Annotated in this window: 13 protein-coding genes; 3 read left to right on the top strand and 10 right to left on the bottom strand. The window is 52.7% G+C overall.

Features of this window, described 5'->3' with window-relative positions; translation table 11 throughout:
* Positions 1-36: 36 nt before the first annotated feature.
* Positions 37-2,361: a helix-turn-helix transcriptional regulator gene (locus tag EHV15_RS20375; RefSeq protein ID WP_128632811.1), complete on the bottom strand. Its 2,325-nt coding sequence runs from the start codon at positions 2,359-2,361 to the stop codon at positions 37-39.
* A 326-nt stretch (positions 2,362-2,687) separates the two neighbouring features.
* Positions 2,688-3,539, bottom strand: coding sequence for a helix-turn-helix domain-containing protein (locus EHV15_RS20365; protein WP_128632810.1), 852 nt, complete (start codon positions 3,537-3,539; stop codon positions 2,688-2,690).
* A 182-nt stretch (positions 3,540-3,721) separates the two neighbouring features.
* Between EHV15_RS20365 and EHV15_RS20360 the strand changes: the two genes are divergently transcribed.
* Complete coding sequence (locus tag EHV15_RS20360) at positions 3,722-4,756, top strand: NADH:flavin oxidoreductase/NADH oxidase (protein ID WP_128632809.1); 1,035 nt, start codon at positions 3,722-3,724, stop codon at positions 4,754-4,756.
* 96 nt (positions 4,757-4,852) lie between these two features.
* Here EHV15_RS20360 and EHV15_RS20355 read toward each other — a convergent pair whose 3' ends face one another.
* Positions 4,853-7,318, bottom strand: a complete 2,466-nt coding sequence (locus EHV15_RS20355; protein ID WP_246061704.1) for a family 43 glycosylhydrolase — start codon at positions 7,316-7,318, stop codon at positions 4,853-4,855.
* Positions 7,319-7,981: 663 nt separating this feature from the next.
* Complete coding sequence (locus tag EHV15_RS20350; RefSeq protein WP_246061703.1) at positions 7,982-8,974, bottom strand: LacI family DNA-binding transcriptional regulator; 993 nt, start codon at positions 8,972-8,974, stop codon at positions 7,982-7,984.
* An 84-nt stretch (positions 8,975-9,058) separates the two neighbouring features.
* Here EHV15_RS20350 and EHV15_RS20345 point away from each other — a divergent pair, with 84 nt between their 5' ends.
* Positions 9,059-9,904 carry an HAD-IIB family hydrolase gene (locus EHV15_RS20345; RefSeq protein WP_128632808.1) on the top strand — a complete coding sequence of 282 codons (846 nt, stop codon included), beginning with the start codon at positions 9,059-9,061 and terminating at the stop codon, positions 9,902-9,904.
* 6 nt (positions 9,905-9,910) lie between these two features.
* On the opposite strand, the gene EHV15_RS20340 is transcribed toward EHV15_RS20345, so the two are convergent.
* From EHV15_RS20340 to EHV15_RS20315, 6 genes are all read right to left on the bottom strand, one after another.
* Positions 9,911-11,176, bottom strand: a complete 1,266-nt coding sequence (locus EHV15_RS20340) for an Nramp family divalent metal transporter (RefSeq protein WP_218571278.1) — start codon at positions 11,174-11,176, stop codon at positions 9,911-9,913.
* 234 nt (positions 11,177-11,410) lie between these two features.
* A complete protein-coding gene (locus EHV15_RS20335) occupies positions 11,411-12,643 on the bottom strand; it encodes an MFS transporter (RefSeq protein ID WP_128632806.1) in 1,233 nt (410 codons plus the stop codon).
* Positions 12,644-12,727: 84 nt separating this feature from the next.
* Positions 12,728-13,321 (bottom strand): TetR/AcrR family transcriptional regulator, encoded by a 594-nt coding sequence (locus EHV15_RS20330; protein ID WP_128632805.1) that lies wholly within the window; start codon positions 13,319-13,321, stop codon positions 12,728-12,730.
* A gap of 183 nt (positions 13,322-13,504) precedes the next feature.
* A complete protein-coding gene (locus EHV15_RS20325; protein ID WP_128632804.1) occupies positions 13,505-16,732 on the bottom strand; it encodes a cellobiose phosphorylase in 3,228 nt (1,075 codons plus the stop codon).
* Positions 16,733-16,758: 26 nt separating this feature from the next.
* Positions 16,759-16,998: a glycoside hydrolase family 30 beta sandwich domain-containing protein gene (locus EHV15_RS37915; RefSeq protein ID WP_281281651.1), complete on the bottom strand. Its 240-nt coding sequence runs from the start codon at positions 16,996-16,998 to the stop codon at positions 16,759-16,761.
* Complete coding sequence (locus tag EHV15_RS20315; RefSeq protein WP_281281650.1) at positions 16,950-17,993, bottom strand: LacI family DNA-binding transcriptional regulator; 1,044 nt, start codon at positions 17,991-17,993, stop codon at positions 16,950-16,952. The genes EHV15_RS37915 and EHV15_RS20315 overlap by 49 nt, the downstream gene beginning before the upstream one ends.
* Positions 17,994-18,108: 115 nt before the next feature.
* Here EHV15_RS20315 and EHV15_RS20310 point away from each other — a divergent pair, with 115 nt between their 5' ends.
* Positions 18,109-18,570, top strand: a complete 462-nt coding sequence (locus EHV15_RS20310) for a hypothetical protein (RefSeq protein ID WP_128632801.1) — start codon at positions 18,109-18,111, stop codon at positions 18,568-18,570.
* Positions 18,571-18,587: the final 17 nt, after the last annotated feature.

The following is an 18,587-nucleotide window of genomic DNA, read 5'->3' as shown; positions in this document are numbered from 1 at the left end:
GCGGATGAACCTTTTTTGAAAGATGAATGATTTTTGCTAGTAGACTTTTCCCGTATCCAAGCGCTTTACGGTCTCGCGGGTTTTGCTTTCCCGGTATTGGCCCGGCGTTACGCCGACGTTTTTTTTGAAGATACGAATGAAACTTTGGGTGTTTATATACCCGACTTTCTCTCCGATCCGCTGCACCGTCTCCGGCGAATCCGTCAGCATTTGCTTGGCCCGTTCGATTCGTAAATCAATCAAGTAGTCCATGAAATTTTTGCCGGTGCTTTTTTTGAACAAACGGCTTAAATATGCGATGCTCAGCTGCAATTCGGCAGCGATGCCGCCAAGCGAAATCTCCCGGTCGTAATTGGCGTTCACGTATTCAAGCACATGCGACATTAATCCAGTGTGATCGGAACGCTCCTCCTCCATGGTTTCCAGCCAATAGGACAGCTTGTTCTTGAACCAGGCCACGGCTTCCTCAATGCTTTCGATGCGCTGCATGGCCAAATGCATCTCCGCGAATACTTTTTCAACCTGCAGCTTCGAGCCCATCTCCATCAACGCATAGGCGGCCGACATCACAAAATCGATCAACAACTGTTGAACAAACATCATCGGATAACCGTCCAAAGACTCCAAAAACAACTTCGTCCGCTCCAGTTCTTCATCGATTTGCCGAATATCGTTGCTTTTGACGGCTTGAAGCAAGGCGTCTTTCCGCCCCCGCGAGATTTCGAGCATATCTGCAAAAAACGGCGTTTCAGCGTCTTGATCCCAGCACATCAGCACGTGACAGCCGCCGCCATATCTTTTGCTTTCCATGAAATTGCCGACCCGATTCCAGCTATCCGGAATATGCCGAACATCTTGGACCGGATGGCCGATCACGGCGGTAATGGTAATTTTCAAATAACTGTTGATTTGGACGACGATCGAATTGATTGCGCTTTCAAGTTGGGCTTTGAAAACTTCTTCCTCCATAGGAACGAGGGCGTTGGCGATCATGACGATATCCCGGCTTTCGGTATTCCACATCAAAACTTTGAAGGACTGACCGCCCATCTCTTCAGCCATTTTATAAGCAAAAAAGCGCAGCAAGCTTTGATCCGCCTTGTTGTAAGTCTGCAAAAAGTCATAATATTTATCGATGCGAAACAAAATGACCGAGAACAGGGAAGTGGAAAACGTGAATCCGAGTTGCCCCATCTGTTCTTGAATATCCGGCCATTCCCCCCGATCGTGATGAAGCAGCCGATAACAAAGGGCTTTTTTCAAGATCGGGATATTTTTCCGATACATCCATTCGATATTTTCCCGGTGCTCTTTCAAAGCGGCTACGCTGTTAATTAACACGTTAAGGGAAAAACTTCTGCCGTTCTTGACGCCCGTAACGTTCGAGCTCCCCACGACTTCTTGAATCGTGCGTATTTTTCCGAAGACACTGCGCATCAGGGTGAACGTATAGAAAATTAACATGATAAACAGAAGGAAAAACGCAAGCCAAAGGGCGGAACCGAAATAGATCCCATTACCATTCGTTACGCTCCCCTCGGGTACCGCATAAACAAAATTCCATCCCGATAACCGGGCAGGCAAAACATCGTAAAAGTAATTTTTGCCGTCCAATTGAATGGAGTCGGAAGAACTGGGCTCGAACCGGAGAACACTGGCCATGGCCTGCTGATCGAGTTGCCCCGTACTTAACGAAAATAATCGATGCGAGGGCGATTCCAACCACATCTTTTCCCGCTGGCTGCTCTGAAACGGGTTTTGGAAAAGCGACTGGCTGTTTATATTGATTTTGATAAAACCGATCGGATCCGCCGCGATATTGGGAATGCTGCGCAGGATATGCACCGCCGGAGGAGACGAGGAGGCACCGGCGGCAGTGTCATCTATTCTCCAATAAGTGCCCTTTATGATGTCCGCTCTGCTCGCCGCCCATTCGTCATCGCTCATCAGCGGGATATTTACGATTTGGCCATGGTTGTAACGAAACGCCTGATCGCGCGTGTAGATATCGATGGATACCATGCAGCAAAAGTCGGCGCCGCTATTGATAATGTCGGTGAGGCTGATGTTCCCGCCTTGTTCCGTGCCCTTTAATATATTCATCAATTTTTTGTTATTGGATAGATCGACGGACTTCTTGTCCATATCTTGAAATAAATTGTTATAGTAATTTTTGAACAGTGTTTCCGATTTTGTGCTTAAATCCTCCAGCTTGGCCTTTTGCTGAAGATGATTGTAAGCGCTGTTAAAAATAACAAAACCTAAAGCGGCCAGCACAACCAACAGGCCCAGCGCGGCGGACAAACGATAGAACAAAGACCGGTATTTATCGTTAAAAAGAACCTCCCTCAAGCTTTTCATGATCCCGTGCCCCCCCGTTGTCGATGGATAATGTGACAAATCTGTGTCTTTACTTTATTCATCATACCACATAAAAAAGCTCCTGAATCGTCCTAAAGACAATTCAAGAGCTTATTTATTGCTTCAAGTGATCATACCGATACCAGATCAATCTCCTGAAAACGACTGACCTTTTTATTCCAACGCTCCTCGACATACTTAAGGTGTACCGGATGATTATTGTAGGTATCATATACCTGCTGATTTGCAAACAGCCTCCTTGTTGTTGAGAAAACTATATCATCATCTTATTCACGGCTCAATAAGATCGCCGAAATATCTTTGTCTCAGGCCCGCGGCAAATCAATCCGTTCTCTCCGCTCGCTGCGCTTATACTGTGTGGGCGATTCCCCCATCGTCTTCGTGAACAAAATTGAGAAATAATTGGGATTCTCATACCCAAGAAAATCGGCAATTTCCTTGATCTTCATATCGGTGTTGACCAGCAGCCGTTTGGCCTCCCCCATTCTGCGGCGCAACATGTAATTAATCGGGGAATCATTGTATTTTTTCTTGAATACATGCGAAAGATAGTAGGCGTTCATATGAAAAAACTGCGAGATATCGTTCAGGCTGAGATGGTATAAATAATGTTCATCCAGGTACTTCTTGAGAGAGACGGCGAGAGCATCAGGATCGTTCTTGCACGGTTTGTTTTCGGTTGCGGCCATTCTCCGAATCAAAGTGATCAGAGCCACAAGCAAGCTGGAACAAATCAGCTCATAATCTTCTGCCTGCTCCTCTGATTCGGTATACAGCATGGCAAACAAAGATCCGATATGCCCGGCGTTCTCCCCGGTGTGGACATAGGGGCTGGCGTTCTCGGGAATCAGCGTAACCGGCGCAGAACCCTCGTTGTTCAACCGGATCACCCCACAATAATACATGTCCAGCGGACAGATCGGCGAAGAACATTCCTCATGAATAATACCCTGGTTATATATGAGCAAATCTCCCGCTTTCACGGCATAAGGCACTCCGTTGATTTTCATGACGCCTTCGCCATGGGAGACAAACACAATTTCACTAACATCTTCATGTTGATGGGCAGGAAACTTCCATTCCGGTTTGCCACTAACTCTCCCAATGTATGCCAGTGCCGGAGCTGCTTCCGTCCGGTTTGCTTCAAGTGTCAGCAACACTCCACCTTCTTTAAGGATTATGGTTTTGTTTATCTACTATAATCCCGCCATCCCCAAAAAAGCAAGATCTATCACATTTGCTTCTCATAAAACCAAGATGTTGCATTGTGTGACTCATGAATAGCTTTTATGATTAATTTACAAATTACAACACATTTAAGGATAAGGAGAGCAAAGAGATGGCAAATTTGGATACCCCTGTAGCCTTCAAAGGACTTGAGCTTAAAAATAAAATCGTGATGCCCCCGATGTGTCAGTATTCGGTTGACGCGGAGGACGGTATTCCGAACGACTGGCATTTCGTTCATTACGTGTCGCGCGCTGTCGGCGGCACCGGGCTCATCATTATGGAAATGACCGATGTGGAGCCGGATGGCCGGATTACGAACCGCGATCTGGGGTTATGGTCGGACGAACAAATCCCTGCATTTGCCAGAATCATTGATGAGGTGCACAAGCATGGTTCCAAAATCGGCGTGCAGATTGCACACGCTGGCCGGAAAGCCGAAGATGCCGCTCAGCCTGTGAGCGCTTCAGACCTGCCTGTTCCCGGAGAAGAAGGCTTGAATCCGCCAAGAGCGTTGACAACGGCCGAGGTCAAGGACATGGTCGTCAAGTTCAAAGAAGCGGTACGCCGAGCCGTTACGGCAGGCTCTGATGTCATTGAACTACATGGCGCGCATGGCTATCTGATTCATCAGTTCCACTCCCCCGGTATCAACAACCGTACTGATGAATATGGACAGGATTTGGCCCGCTTTGGTGTTGAGGTAATTGAAGCGGCGCGTTCCGTGATGCCGAAGGACATGCCGCTGATCATGCGGATATCGGCCGTTGAATATATGGACGGCGGCTACGGATTGGAGCATTCACTGGCTATCGCCAAGCGATACAAAGACGCCGGTGCGGATATCTTCCACGTGTCCAGCGGCGGTGAAGCGCCTCCAGGAAAATCTAAACCGGCCAACCACCCCGGCTATCAGGTGCCGTTCGCACGCGCTTACCGCGAAGCCTTGAAGCTCCCGGTTATCGCGGTCGGCAAACTTGACGATCCGCATCTTGCCGAAGCAACATTGGCCAATGGCGATGCCGATCTGGTCGCGGTCGGCCGCAGTATGCTCCTCGATCCGTACTGGGCGCTCCACGCGATCAAGGCGGTTGCCCACAAGGTGGATGTTCCCGAACAGTATACCCGGGGCGTTTACACCCGTTAAACAAGGCGAAAGGTTGCACGTCCACGTCTTTGCATCATGGGTGATTGGCACCATATCGTACAAAAAGCCTGCAATTTATTTGCAGGCTTTTTGTCATCATTGTGACACCGAAATGTTATCGAAATGCGCATGCTTGTTTAAGGTTCTTACCCCGATTTTGCCGTGCGTGAACGGATTCAAGCTGGTGTCGGTGTAGTCGATTTTCGGACTCGCCATATCTCCCACAAACACTTTGATGTTCGTGCCGTTAACGACAACTTTTATATGATGCCAGGTATTCGTGGAATACGACTGCGCGGAGCCGGCGAGAAACTTCCAATTATAATTCATTTTGCCCAGGTTTACTCCGCTTGTCGTTAAATAGACGTAGTACCCTTGAAGGGCATCCAAGTTGTTCTGGCCTCTTTCGGTGCCATGCGAAGGATTGGACACTCGAACGAGCAGCCCCGCGTCGCCCCCGGAATCGATCATCTTGAGATCGGCCTCCACCGTATAATCCGCCCATCCCGCATCTCCAAACACGGCTTTGGCCGGCCCCGATCCGCCCGAACTGTACTCCCCGTTCTCCACCGCCCACGTGCCTTCGAAGCGGGTCCAGCCGTTGTCATTGCCGTCATCGAAATGATCGCTTGCCGCCGGGACGGCGGCGTGTTTATGGAACGTCATTCGTGAAAAATCCGCTTCGCCGGTGACAAATTCCACTTTCAGCTCCCGCTCTCCGCCGTTAAGATACACCCTTTGCTTCGAGACGGTCCGCCAGTTTTCCCAATCGCCCGTATTCGGCACATCGATCAGGCCCGTTAAATCCGTGGCACCGTCCCACACGCGGATTTGCACGCCGTTCATCGTCGTGGCCATGCGGAAGTCGATATCGTAGTAACCGCTGGCCGCCACATTCACTTTATATTTGTACCATTCTCCGGTTTGATTCCAGCCTAAATTAAATATTCCTTCGCTATTCTGCCGGATGTCGCCGGCATCGGACCGGTAGGCGCCGCCTATATTATTTCCCGTCGTGTCGTGATAGGCGGTTCCTTCCCCACCTTTCATGTAGTGAACCGCCTCGATCGTGCCCGGAACCGGTTTATAAGCATCCCAGGCGCTGCTACCGTTGACGTCGTTGCTTAAGGCGACAAAGCCGAAATCCGCATGCGTATCTTCCGTCATCACGCCGATTTTGCCTGCTCCCAAATTAGCGGTTCGCGTCCCTTTATGCATGCCGTCCACAAAATACTTAAACGTGGATCCGGACTTTTCGACACGAATGCTGTGCCATTTTGAATAATCGAAGCCGGCCGGTAAAGGGAACGTCTGCCAAGCTTGATCCACACCGCCTATACGGAAAAACGTCTCCAGCCGGTTATTTTTCGAACTGAGCAGCGCTACGCCGTAATTGTTTTCATCCGTATAGGAAAATACAGCGCCGAATTTCGGATTGGCGGAGGTCCCCCGGTTCATTTCCTTCATGTTGAATTCGGCCGTATAATCCGCCGTGCTGGCAGCCGCCGTCACCTGTTTGTACCAGGTTGTATTGCCGAGCGCATTTTGCCACATTAACTGCTGATTATAAATGCCCCAATTGCCGCCGCCCACATTGGCCCAGCTGCTCCCGATCGCGGAACGGTCAAAATAGTCGTAGAAATCCGGCATTTCCGGATCGCGCTGCGGTGTCGCCGTGGGGCCAAGCACCATCATCCTGTCATTGTTCCAAACGATCCGGTCCATGTTCAAATGGCGCAGCGGCCCGACAATGCCCGGCCCCTCCAAATTATGATAAAGCATATAATGCGTATCCAGATCCGGACCAACGACCACCGTATTATGTCCAAGTCCCACCGTTGGCCCCTCCGTACTGATTAAAGCGGGATTAAGGCCGTCCGGGGCATACCCTGATCTCGGCCCCGACGTGCTCACCGCGTAGTCCACCCGGTACCCTTTGCTGAACACATGGTTTCCGGTATAAGTCATATAGTATTTTCCATTGCGCTTAAAGACCGTCGCCCCCTCCGTCCAGCCCCCCATCCCAACTCCCGTTGATGCGCTTGCCCCAATAGCGGTCGGGCTGCTCATCGGCGCGGCGTCGATGCGGCCTGGAGCGGCATGGTAAAAACTGAACGAGCCGTCATCATCAATAAAGACATGGCCGTCGATCGATTTCCCGAGATTGCCGGTGACAACTTGAAACGGACCGGTTGGACTTGTGCTGCTAAGAACATAATGGCCGTTCCCAGCGGGTGAGGTATACATATAAAACGTTCCGTTCCAGTAAATGACCTCAGGCGCGTAGGCCCCGTGCGTAATCGGGTCCGTCGCGGCCAGTCCGCGATAGTTCCAGTTCACCAGGTCCCGGGAGCTCCAAACTTTGACCCCGTCGTCCGTATCTCTCGTACTCACATACAAGTAGTAATAACCGTTAAATTTCAGGACATAGGGATCCCCGAGCCCATACTGCTCCCATTCATCCGGCAAGGTTCGCGGATTTTGATAGGCTGAAGCCGTGAACGGAACCGCCGCGACAGACAGGATGACGATCAGCGTGAACAGCCATCGATACGTTCTCACCACATGATAACCTCCTCATATTTGCAATTGAATACCCGACATTGCAGAGCGGCTTTGTGCTGTAAACGCTTAATTATATGATGTAGGCGGAGCCCTTAATCCTCATGAGCAGAAGCACCGAGGACTTCGGCTCTTTCAAAACTTTGGACGCTACTCTTACGGACTCCAGCGACCTTATTCGCTTATTTCCCGGGTATTTCCCAGCCTAACGGACCCAGTTGACGCTATTTCGCTCTAAACCGGTTCACCCGGGCCGATTTGAGCTAAATAAGGTCATCTGTGTCCGTTACATTTTGCAAACCTTCGTTTTTCCGCAAATAACGGCTCTGGTGTCCCTTAGCTTCCTGATCCTCTACTCCTCTTGTCGATACCTGCGCATCACGACTGCGTTGCGGGCACAATTAAGTCGCGTTCATGCTCTCATTGGATATAATCCAATAGATTAGGGGAAATCGAATGCGATTTGAAGCTCCCATTGGAAAAGTCCAATAGAATTCGCTCAATTCGCCCGTTTTGAACCCTGCGGAGCTCGCTCTATTGGAAAATATCCAATCTAACCACTATATTTTCCACCAAATTTCCAATTCTATTGGATAAATCCAATGACGATGCCGATAATAGCCAGCCAAGAGAGACAAAGCGCAAAGCCGCAGCTCAAGTGTTTCACGACGAACCGCGCCCAACCAGCACGGCTTTATAAGATCGCAACATCGGCGCGGACGCTTCTCCCCGCAGCCTCCGGTTCAAGCATTCCGTAACATCCCGGACCATTTCGGCAATCCGGTTTTGAACCGTCGTCAGCTCTGGCGTGGTCACCAGACAGATCGGATGGTCGTCAAAGCCGATGATGGCCGTTTCCTCCGGAACGATGACACCGCAAGTTTTCGCCGCGCGCAGAAAACCGGCCGCCGCCTCGTCGCTTCCGGCCACGATCCCGTCCGGCTTTTTCGCAGAAGCAAACAACTCAAGCCCAAGCGCATAGCCGTCCTGAACCTGATGGACGCCGCTGAAGCTTTGCGCCTCCGTACACGGAAGTCCAAAATGACGATGGGCGGCCTTAAACCCTTCCCACCTTTTGTCCTGCAACGGCGTCCGGTGATCCATGCAGAAAATCAGGTGACGCCGCCCTTTGGCCAGCAAATGGGTTGCGGCTTGATAAATGGCGTCTGCTTCATCCAAGGCAAACACATCCAGCCATTCCCCAGGAAATGTTTCGTTGCAAACCAGGGCAACCCGGGTTCCCACCTGTTCTTTGACCTCCCGCTCCGAAAAAAGAGAATGCGTAATAACGACCGCGTCCATTTCCCGGCGAGCCAATTTGCCGTACACTTCCCGTTCCTGTTCGCGCGAAAAATACGTCTGATGGACGACCACCTTCAAGCCATGTTCACTGAAAGATTTGCCCAGCACACTCACCAGTTCGCTGAAATAAGGGCGGTTCAAATCGGGGACAATCACGCCGACCATATGATTCGACTGCAGACGAAGCTGGACACCTCGCGCATTTCTGACGTATTCAAGCTCCCGCACGGCCCGCATCACTTTATCCCGGCTTTCTTTCGAAACGTGAGGATGATCGTTTAGGACTCGGGATACCGTCGATTTGGAGACCCCGCTATGGCGGGAAATATCGTGAATGGTCGGAATAAAAACCACTCCTTTTTTAAGCTATTGACCTGGGAACGTTCCCGGCATGTATCCTAAGTCTAATCCATTTACCGGGAGGAAGTATATAGAACCATGCGCACATTTCAAACCGCACAGGAAACACATCATCTCATTTTGTTTGACTTCGACGAAACCTATTATCCCCATGAACGAACACCGGAGCAGCTTCGGATGCTGCAAGAACTGGAGGAATATCTGCAATTGCTTGCCTGGCGTCACCAGGTCAAAATCGGCTTTGCAACCGGAAGCGGCCTCTCGCATATTGAGCACAAAATGACTTTGGCCGGTCTGTCATACCTTCCCCATTTCATCGGCAGCAACCTGGGCACAGAGCTTTGGCAGGTGGAGCCTGATGGGCAACTCCGGCATAGCTCAGCGTGGGAGAAGATCATCCGGCTGTCGGGCTTTTCCCGCCATGCCGTGGAAGATATGGTCAGCGAACTTAAGTCGGTATACGGCATCCGGCTGCATGAACAAACCCAGTTTGGCCAAGCCCGCTACAAAATGAACTATTATTACTATGCCGAGTCGCCAACGAAAACGGCATACGACTTGACTATCATCAGGCAATTGGCCTTTAACCAGGGGATTGGGCTCAACCTCAATGCTTGCAATCCGAAAGCGGGCGATCCCGAGGGGGCTTATGACGTTGATTTTATACCAAGAGGAACGGGGAAAAAGACGGTAGCGGACTTTCTAATATCCTCCACAAAAGTTCCTTTCGAAAGAACGATCGCTTTCGGCGACAGCGGGAACGATCTTGAAATGTTAAAAGCGGTAAAACACGGGTACCTGCTGCAAAACGCAACCCGGGAAGCGAAGTCGCTTTATTCCCGGGTTGCTCCATATCCGTATGCGCAGGGAATCCTGCATGTATTAAGCGGGCTTTTTTCGCAGGAAACAAACAATAATCCGTAGCTGAACTCACAACAGCATTTGCGTCAACAGGAACAGATTCAGGCCGACGACCAAGGCGGAGATCAGCCATCCCAGGACGGTGGTGAAACGCCGGTTAACCAGACCGCCCATAATGTCCCGGTTTGAAGTAAACATAATGAGCGGAATCAGGGCAAAAGCGATGCCAAACGAGAGGACGACCTGGCTCAACACAAGCGCGCTGGTAGGATTAATACCCGAAATAATGATCGCCAGCGGCGGTACGATGGTGATGGCCCGGCGGAGATACAAATTGATCCGCTTGTTGATGAATCCCTGCATCACCACGTCCCCGGCCATCGTGCCTACCGAAGAGCTGGACAGGCCGGCGATCAGCAGGCCAAGCCCAAAGGATATGGCGGTAACCGGTCCGGACAGCTGCGCGAACTGGTGAAAGGCAACGTCAAGGTCCTCGACCACCAGCCCGTTTTTGAAAAACAGCCCCGCGGAGACGATAACCATCGCCATATTGACCGCTCCGGCGATAATCATGGCCAGCACGATATCGATGAATTCCAGCTTGAAAATCTTCTTCTTCTCCGCTTCGTTGCGGCCGACGATCCGGTTTTGCGTCAGCGAAGAATGCAAATAAATCGCATGGGGCATCACGGTAGCGCCCAGAATGCCCGCGGCCAGAAGCACGCTGTCCACGCCCTCAAAACGCGGAGTGACGATGCCCGCGGCTACCGCGCCGAGATCTGGTTTGGCGGCGACTACCTGGAAGGCGAACGCCAATACGACGATCAACACCATGCCGGCGATGCCGGCTTCAAGCGTACGGTAGCCCCGGCGCTGCAGCTCCAGTATCGCGAACGAGCCGATCGCGGTGATAATGGCGGCCGGCAGCATCGGGATGCCGAACAACAGGTAAAGCCCCAACGCCGCTCCGATAAATTCGGCCAAATCGGTGGCGATGATGACCAGTTCGCTCTGAATCCACAAAAAGATCGAAACGCCTTTGGGAAACCGGTCATGCGCAACCTCAGGCAAATTTTTGCCGGTGGCGATGCCCAGCTTGGCGGATAACGTCTGGATCAGCACCGCCATCAGGTTGGAGGCGGCGATCACCCATAACAGGAGATATCCATATTTGGAACCGGCGGTAATATTGGTCGCAAAATTCCCGGGATCAAGATAGGCTACCGCGGCGATAAACGCCGGGCCCAGAAAGGGCAGCAGACGCTTCAGCCCCTTAACCTTCCCGTCGAGTGCGGCATGCGCGGATGCCGTTGTTTTTTTCGCTTTATGATCCATTTTAGCCGGTTGTTGCTGTACAACACCTTGCTCTATCATGTCAATCCCTCCTTAAATGCACATGGGATTTGCCTCTATACAGTAAAGTTTCCTCAGTGCAACTTTCTGATATGAGTATAGTCCTCTTTTTGAAAAATGTAAATACACATTCATGAAATAAAAAAGCCGGCGGACCGTTTCCTTGTCCACACCGGCTTTTTTTGCCACAAATGCTATGCAATCGCGAGCTTTATATTAATGTTCATAATCCGCCGTCTGCCGCGCTGCGGTGCCGCTGGTCCGGCCCGAAACGGGCCTAAGCGCCAAGAAAAAGCAGAGAATCAGGACGATCGCGGCGGAGACGTACGGATAATTGATATTGATATCAAACAAGTAACCGGCGACCAACGGGCCCGCGATATTGCCAAGGCTGGTATAAGCCGAATTGAGACCGGCGACGTATCCCTGCTGATCCCCGGCCATTTTGGATAATTGCGTGCCGACCGCCGGCCGCACAATATCGATGGACAAAAACACCAGGAACGTCACCAGGAAAATCAGCCAATATTGGTGCACGAACAAGGTCAGCAGGATGCACAGCCCGCACGTAATCAAACTGATGGTGATCACCCGTTTCTCCCCAAACCGGTTCAGAATCGCACTGAACACCGTCGCTTGCACGACGGCGCCGGAGATGGAGCCAAACGTAATGATCATGGCGATATCCCGCGGCGTGAAGCCGAATTTATGATCGACGAACAGGCCGAACACCGTTTCGTAATTAGATACGCCGAACGACAGCACAAAAACGATAATCAGGCTGATAAAATAAGGCTGCCGGTACGAACGAAGCAGTTGCACGAGCAGGCTCTCTTGCTTCGGCTGCGGCAAGTTTTCCGCCGTTTCCTGCCGCTGCTTGGCAATGTTAAGCGATTCGGGCAGCAAAACGGTCGTTACCACAGCGGCGATAAGTCCGGCAACGGCAGCGGCATAAAAAGGCATGCGGATGCCGAATTCGGCGATAAAGCCGCCGATCCCCGGGCCGATAATAAAGCCGGTCGTAATGGCCGCGTTGATCAGTCCCAACCCTTTGGCTCTTTCTTCGCCCGTAGTGACATCCGCCGCGTAGGCCATAACGGCCGGCATAATGAGCGCCGCCCCGATGCCTCCCAGCATTCGCGCCGCAAACAGCAGCACCGGGGAGCTAACGGCCCCGAAAAGCCATTCCGACACGGCGAAAACAAGCATTCCGGCGATGATGATTTTTTTGCGGCCAAGCGAGTCGGACAACCGGCCGGCAAACGGCGAGAACACCAGCTGGGTCAGTGAAAACGCGGCGACCAGCATGCCGACGATGCTGCCGCTGATATGAAGTTCGTTCATGTAAGTTGGCATGATCGGAACAACGAGCCCGATTCCCGTAAAAACCAGGAAAATGTTGATCATGAGCAGCAGAATCGCCCCGTTATTTCTAATCAACAATGACATATAGGTTTCCTCCAAATAAATAAAAATGCAGTTTATTGTTTTTATATACTGAACGTTCGGTCTGTATTCCGGCAAAAAAATAGTTTATCTCGGGGTTATGCCGCGAAGAAACACGGTAACCGCATCATGATATAAGCGCTGTACGTCCTCGATATTAACGACCCGGGTCGTCTGGCTTAACCCTGCCAGAAGGCTTTCTAGAACAACGGATAGGGTTTCCGCGTCGCCGGGCGCAAACTCCCCTGCAGCGATACCCTGCTGAAGCAGTTCTTTATTGAAAGCGAAATGGCTTGCAAAGATCTCCGCCATTTTGCTTTTTACGTCTTCAGCCAGATCTTCACTGTTGACAAATTCATCGATTGCTTTCGAAATCGGATGATTCAACTCGTCAAGCGCCAGTTGGTCGAACATCCCGTACAGTTTATCCGTTGCCGTAGGGTACAAGTGCTCCTTCTCTTTCCAGCGCTGCTCCCATTCCTCATCCCATTCCTCGATAATATGCAGGAACAAGCCTTCCTTGCTCTTAAAATGGTAGTAGATATTCCCTTTGCTGCTGCCGGAGGCCTCCACGATATCCTCAATGGAAGTCGCCTTGTACCCCTTGTTAAAAATCAGCGTTTTGGCCGCGTCGGTAATCCGCCTTTTGGTTTCAAGGGTCTGCTGCAGCTTTTTGTTCATCAGGAACACCCCCTTCTATACTGAACGTTCGTTCTATATCTTAGCAAAAGCAGAGCTGTAATTCAAGCATCATCGCATGGTCTTTACTTTACCTTGGCCGCTCTGCTTGCCGTTTGGCTTACCATCCCCCTTGCCGGAAATGTAGAAAGGGCCGGGACTCCCCAGCCCTTTCACATCCAACCGCTAACCCAGCTCGATTTCGATGCGCTGAACCTGGCCATTGCGGACCGCTTCAGCCAGCGGACCGGCAGTGACCGGGCCGTCGACCACAGTCTGGGCTCCGTCCCGTTTCAACACGGTCAACCGCCGGATTTCCACACGATCGGCCCCGTACGTGTTTTTCTTCTGCGGATTGACGTACGTTACGTCCGTCGTGCCCAGGAACCGGAACGAGATCTCGCCCTGTTCGTCAAACAGCCAGCCGGGCAGCAGCGGGTTAAATGCCAGGACCAGCTCGTTTCCGCTCATGCGGAAGACGCGTTTTCCGGCCATCATCGCCGTCCACATGCTGAGGAATTCGGCGGTGGAGCCGCTGAGCCGGGCGACATAGCCGCGGCCGTGGGTCGCCGGGTCCGGATTAACGCTCGTCGCGATAAACGATGAATTTTCCAGCGTACTGCGGCCGTAAACGACCGGATCGAGGAACGGGATCAGCGATGTGCGCAGCTCGGCGAAAAATTGCTCCGTCAGGCCGCTTTTGAGCAGCGCAAGCAAGTATTTGTAGCTCATGTGCAAAAATACCGACTCCCGCTCCAGCCAGCCCGGCGTAAAGGCGCGAATCCGCCCGATCTCATGGGATTCCCCACCCAGGCTAACCGAGGTTTTGTACATGCCCAGCCGTTCGTCGAACAAATCGCTGCCGCGGATTTTTTCGTAGGCCTGCTTGGCTTCGTTCACGTCCTCCACCGTTTTCAGCCAGCGGGCCGGGCCCTCCAGAAAATGCGGCAAGGCCCGAGCCGCGAACTTGTTCACGCGCGCCTTCGGCAGGCCGTAGCCGCTGATAACCGGCTCGCCCTGTCCGTTCAGCACCGGCTCGTACTCCGCGGCTTCAAAAGCAAAATACGTCGGCGTCAGCCCGCCGCCGAGCCGAATGGCCTCGCGGATGCCCCGCTCGATTTTCTCGAGCATCGACCGCAGCGTCCCGCCGAGGTTGCCAAGCCGCACCGTGCGCTCGCTCCCCGCGATGCCAAAGCGGATCGCCTCCCGGTACCGCTCGCGGGCCGCGGCGACCCGGTCCCAGTAATCGAACTGCGCCAGCGATCCGTTCAGGTGCTCCGCAAGCAGCCGCGCCACTTCAGCGAGCAGGTCCGCGATCTCCTCCGGCACGGCGATTTCGCGATCCGCCGCGCCCTCCTCCGCGCACGCCGCTTCGATAAACCGCAACAGCCGTTTCAGCTCGAACGTTTCGCTCATCCCCGAGCCGAACAGACCCGGCAGGCCGTTCATCGCATCGTTCCAGCCCGGCTTGTTGGCCTCCATCTCCACGCCCATCCCGAACGGATCAAGCGTGGCGAACTTGTTCAGCGCCAGCGACAGCAGTTTCACGAACAAGTTGGTGCGGTAAATTTCGCCGGTCCCGTGGCCGGTTTTCAGCCAATTCGTGTCTTTTAACGTCAGCCCGAATTTCTCCAGCTTCTCCTCGTCATGCACCAGCGCGCCGTATTGGCGGACGCCGCCCGCGGCGATGACGTATTTCTCGCTTCGCGGCAGCACGCGGGCCGGGCTGTCGAAAAAGGCGTACTCTTTTTCCTCAAACAACAGCCATTCCTTGCGGTCCGGAAAAATATCCAGGTAACTGTCGATCAAATCCATATTGTACGTCCAGTGATCCGACCAGTATCCTTCCCCGAAGGAAGCTTCGATGTGTTGATCGGCCAGCGATAAAATCCCGGTAAGGAACTCGTTTTCATCCACGCTCAAGGCGATGCCGCGCCCATTCACGAACGAGATCAGCTTGCCCGGCGTAAATTTGCCCAGACACAACTCGGCCAGCTCTTCCCGGCCACCGGCTGCTGCCGTGTCCAGATAAGCGGTGAGCGCGTCCTTGTTAGCGGCCGGAACCCGGAAGCTGGTGCCTTCCACGCCGAGCGGGTTGTAACCGTCCGCTTGAATCAGGCTGAAAAACATGCGGATATTAAACGTCCCGACGCGCGGATTGAAATAGATGTCGCTGCGGCGGTTCTGGTTGGCGTCGCGGAAGTTGCCGTTTCCTTGCGAATAATATTCCGGGGCGATCGAGAAAAAGTTGTAATCCCGCTCCAGATCTCCGTGTTTTCGGGAATACAGATGAATCACGAAGCCTTCCCGCCCGTTTTCAAAAATAAACGGATACCCGCCGCGCAGGAAATTGTCCAGATAGCTTTGCCGGCAGTAAGCGTCGAATAATGGCAAGGCCGTTTTGGTGGCGATATCCGCGGTCAGGCTCTCCGTCAGCTCACTGGCTTCGGCATATTTTTGCGCGAAGTAGACCGGGCTGGTGATCGCGGGAGCCTTCGCGTTCAGCCGTTCGACGCTGTCGATATGCCCGATCAGCGTATAAAGGCAGCGGCTCTGCCCCGGGGCGAGCTCGGCGGACAGGGCCGAAAACCCGCACGGCACCTTGTTCGTGCAGTACTGCGGCTGCGCGGTCAGCTCCGCGAGCGGCTCCGCCGCAAAGCGGGCGGGGTGGGCGAGCGACGTGTTGCCGCCGAAGATGAGCTCGAAGTCGGCAATCGTCGGCAGCATCCCGCCGTCATCGCCAAAGGACAAATAGAAATGGCCGCTTTGCACCTCACTGACCTCCGCCTCATCATGCGTGCTGGAGCGGACGCGGTAATAAGGGATGCCCCGGTCCAGGTTGCCGACCTCCATCCAGCTGCGCAGCAGATTGCCGACCTCCTTGTAGCCCGCGTTCTCCACGCCGTACGGCAGCACCTCCGGCATCCCGTCCAGCAGCTCCAGCTTCAGCGGCGAGCCGGATATATTCGTAATTTCCACCTTGCGCGCCAGTGCGGCGTAATCGTCATTCGGAATGTGAAAATAAGTTGCTTTTACCTTGAGCCCCTGCGCTTCATGCGCTTCTTCGATTACAAGCTCGTTGGGCAGGATCCGCATGCTCCGTTTGGCCGCCGTATCGGGGAACGCGCTTTGAAACGGCTCGTAAACTCCCTTTTTTCCCGCGATTTTCACAAAGGTCCGGAACCCCTTCATCGCTACTGACTGATACGTAATGCTCGCCGGGGAAAACTCCATGATCGGGCTGTTTTTGTCCCGGATGCCGAAGCTGCACACCCCCTGACCGCGGTTAACGTAAAACGTCCACATCGGAATCCCCTTCAGACCGGCCAGGCCGGGCAGAAAGCTGGAAAACGGCTTGGCCTGATCAAACTGTTCAATCACAAACGCATTTTGCTCAAAAGAATAATTAGACATGCAGATATCCCTCCGTGTTGACCGATTTAACCTTTAATAATGTAAGTGGCGATCGAGTGCGCCGGCAAAGTTTCCGTAACGTTTTCCCCGCCCAGCTCCAGGACGAAGGACTGCGCCGCTTCGCTTTCGTTCTGCACAACTACGGCCATACCGTCATCCGGATTGCGAAAAGGAACGAAACCGGTTTCGATTTTTTCGAAAAAAAATGGAGCTGGCTTTAAAGCGCACGGCAGGAATCGCGAACGACCAGCCCCACCGGAACACAATCGCTTTGGATACCGGCCCCGCCTTCTATCGTATAGATTAACATGTCGGCGGCCCTGCTGCCAAGCAAATATGTATTTTGCCTTACCGTGGTCAAAGCGGGCGTTAAGTATTTCGCCATTTGGATATCGTCGAAGCCAACGATGGAAATATGCTCCGGTACGCTAAGCCCATGCGCCTTGATCGCGATCATGGCGCCTACGGCCAAATTGTCGCCGGCAGCAAACACCGCGGTCGGCAGTTCCTCGGCCTGAAGCAGTTCCTCCATCGCTTTTTTGCCGCTTTCGACCGTAAAATCGTAGCTTCCTTGCACGACATACCCGGGATGAACCGGCAGCCCCAGCCGTTCCATCGCCTGCAGATAGCCCGCCAGCCGCTGCTCCCCGGCAAACGTCGGCCCGCCGCCGATATGCGCGATCTTCCGGTGTCCCAGTGAATGCAAGTATTCCACCGCCAGCCGGGTTCCCTCCGCGTTATCGGAGCAGATCGTGCTTTTTTGGGCGGTTTCCTGATCCAGCAGAAGGCACGGAAGGCTCGAATCCAGCAGCTCCTGGTAATAGGGATCAGCCGCGTCCGGCAAAATCACGACAACCCCGTCGATGCCGCGAATCTTGCAATGCTCCAGGTACCCGTTTTTTTTGCCGCCGATGTCCTTGGAAATAAACATCAAATCGTAGCCCCTTGAAGTCGCCACTTGCTTAAAGCTCTCGATCACCCCGCCAAAATACGGATGCAGAATCCCCGCACCGGAAGGCTCGATAAACAGCATGCCGATCGTCCATGAGCGTTTGGTCGTGAGGGAGCGCGCATGCGCATTCGGCACATAACCAAGCTGCTCGGCCGTATCCAGAATTTTGCGGCGTGTCTTCTCGCTAACATCGGAATACCCATTAAACACCTTCGATACGGTCGTAGGCGACAACCCGGTTTTCCGGGCAATATCATATATCGTGATCATGGCTTCGCCCCTCCTTGTCGAAATGCTTGCAAGACTCATGGAAATTGTAGCCGTCCTGTCCCCGGAAAGTCAACCTTGGATCATGTCGTAACTTTATGAAAGAAGCCGATCATAATAGTCCCGAGTAACGACAAAACCGCAGCTTCTCACGCCGATGAACAACCGGTTCGCAAAAATAACGGTAATTTATGGCGCTATTATTGTAGTTTTACCCCTCGCCCAAAAAATAGCGGAACTTTTAGTACCTATTTGGGAACCATACTTGGAAAAAGCGTCTCTTTCCCCTCATATGCCAACAATAGCGGTAAAAAATTCCTTTATTTTGGCGGTACCCCTTATTTTTGGAGAAAATAACGCCCTTTTTTCCGTTATTCCACGGCTTTGGGAAGCCTTGACCATCTGTGGGCTCCACAACTTAACCGGGTCAACTCCTCTTCTCAAAAAACAGGCCGGCAAGTGGGCGTTTTTTTCCCATGCCGGCCTGCCTCTATATGACTGCAACCATTGGTTGTGGAGTAAAAAGCGGATCGGCTGCTGCCCATACTCCATTTTTCAGGCATCAACTTCTTGCCTCATACTCCACTTTTCACGTTTCACTCAATATGCTTCATACTGATTATCCCTTGCATTTTA

Source organism: Paenibacillus oralis (genome assembly GCF_003863965.1).
Taxonomy (GTDB): domain Bacteria; phylum Bacillota; class Bacilli; order Paenibacillales; family Paenibacillaceae; genus Fontibacillus; species Fontibacillus oralis.
The sequence above is the reverse complement of the archived record's forward strand: the minus strand, read 5'-3'. Positions and strand labels throughout refer to the sequence as shown.

Coding starts and splice junctions, on each gene's coding strand:
- EHV15_RS20340 (WP_218571278.1), bottom strand. CDS start 11,176: ATGGATCATAAAGCGAAAAAAACAACGGCATCCGCGCATGCCGCACTC.
- EHV15_RS20330 (WP_128632805.1), bottom strand. CDS start 13,321: ATGAACAAAAAGCTGCAGCAGACCCTTGAAACCAAAAGGCGGATTACC.
- EHV15_RS20315 (WP_281281650.1), bottom strand. CDS start 17,993: ATGAGTCTTGCAAGCATTTCGACAAGGAGGGGCGAAGCCATGATCACG.
- EHV15_RS20325 (WP_128632804.1), bottom strand. CDS start 16,732: ATGTCTAATTATTCTTTTGAGCAAAATGCGTTTGTGATTGAACAGTTT.
- EHV15_RS20310 (WP_128632801.1), top strand. CDS start 18,109: ATGAACAACCGGTTCGCAAAAATAACGGTAATTTATGGCGCTATTATT.
- EHV15_RS20335 (WP_128632806.1), bottom strand. CDS start 12,643: ATGTCATTGTTGATTAGAAATAACGGGGCGATTCTGCTGCTCATGATC.
- EHV15_RS20345 (WP_128632808.1), top strand. CDS start 9,059: ATGCGCACATTTCAAACCGCACAGGAAACACATCATCTCATTTTGTTT.
- EHV15_RS20375 (WP_128632811.1), bottom strand. CDS start 2,361: ATGAAAAGCTTGAGGGAGGTTCTTTTTAACGATAAATACCGGTCTTTG.
- EHV15_RS20360 (WP_128632809.1), top strand. CDS start 3,722: ATGGCAAATTTGGATACCCCTGTAGCCTTCAAAGGACTTGAGCTTAAA.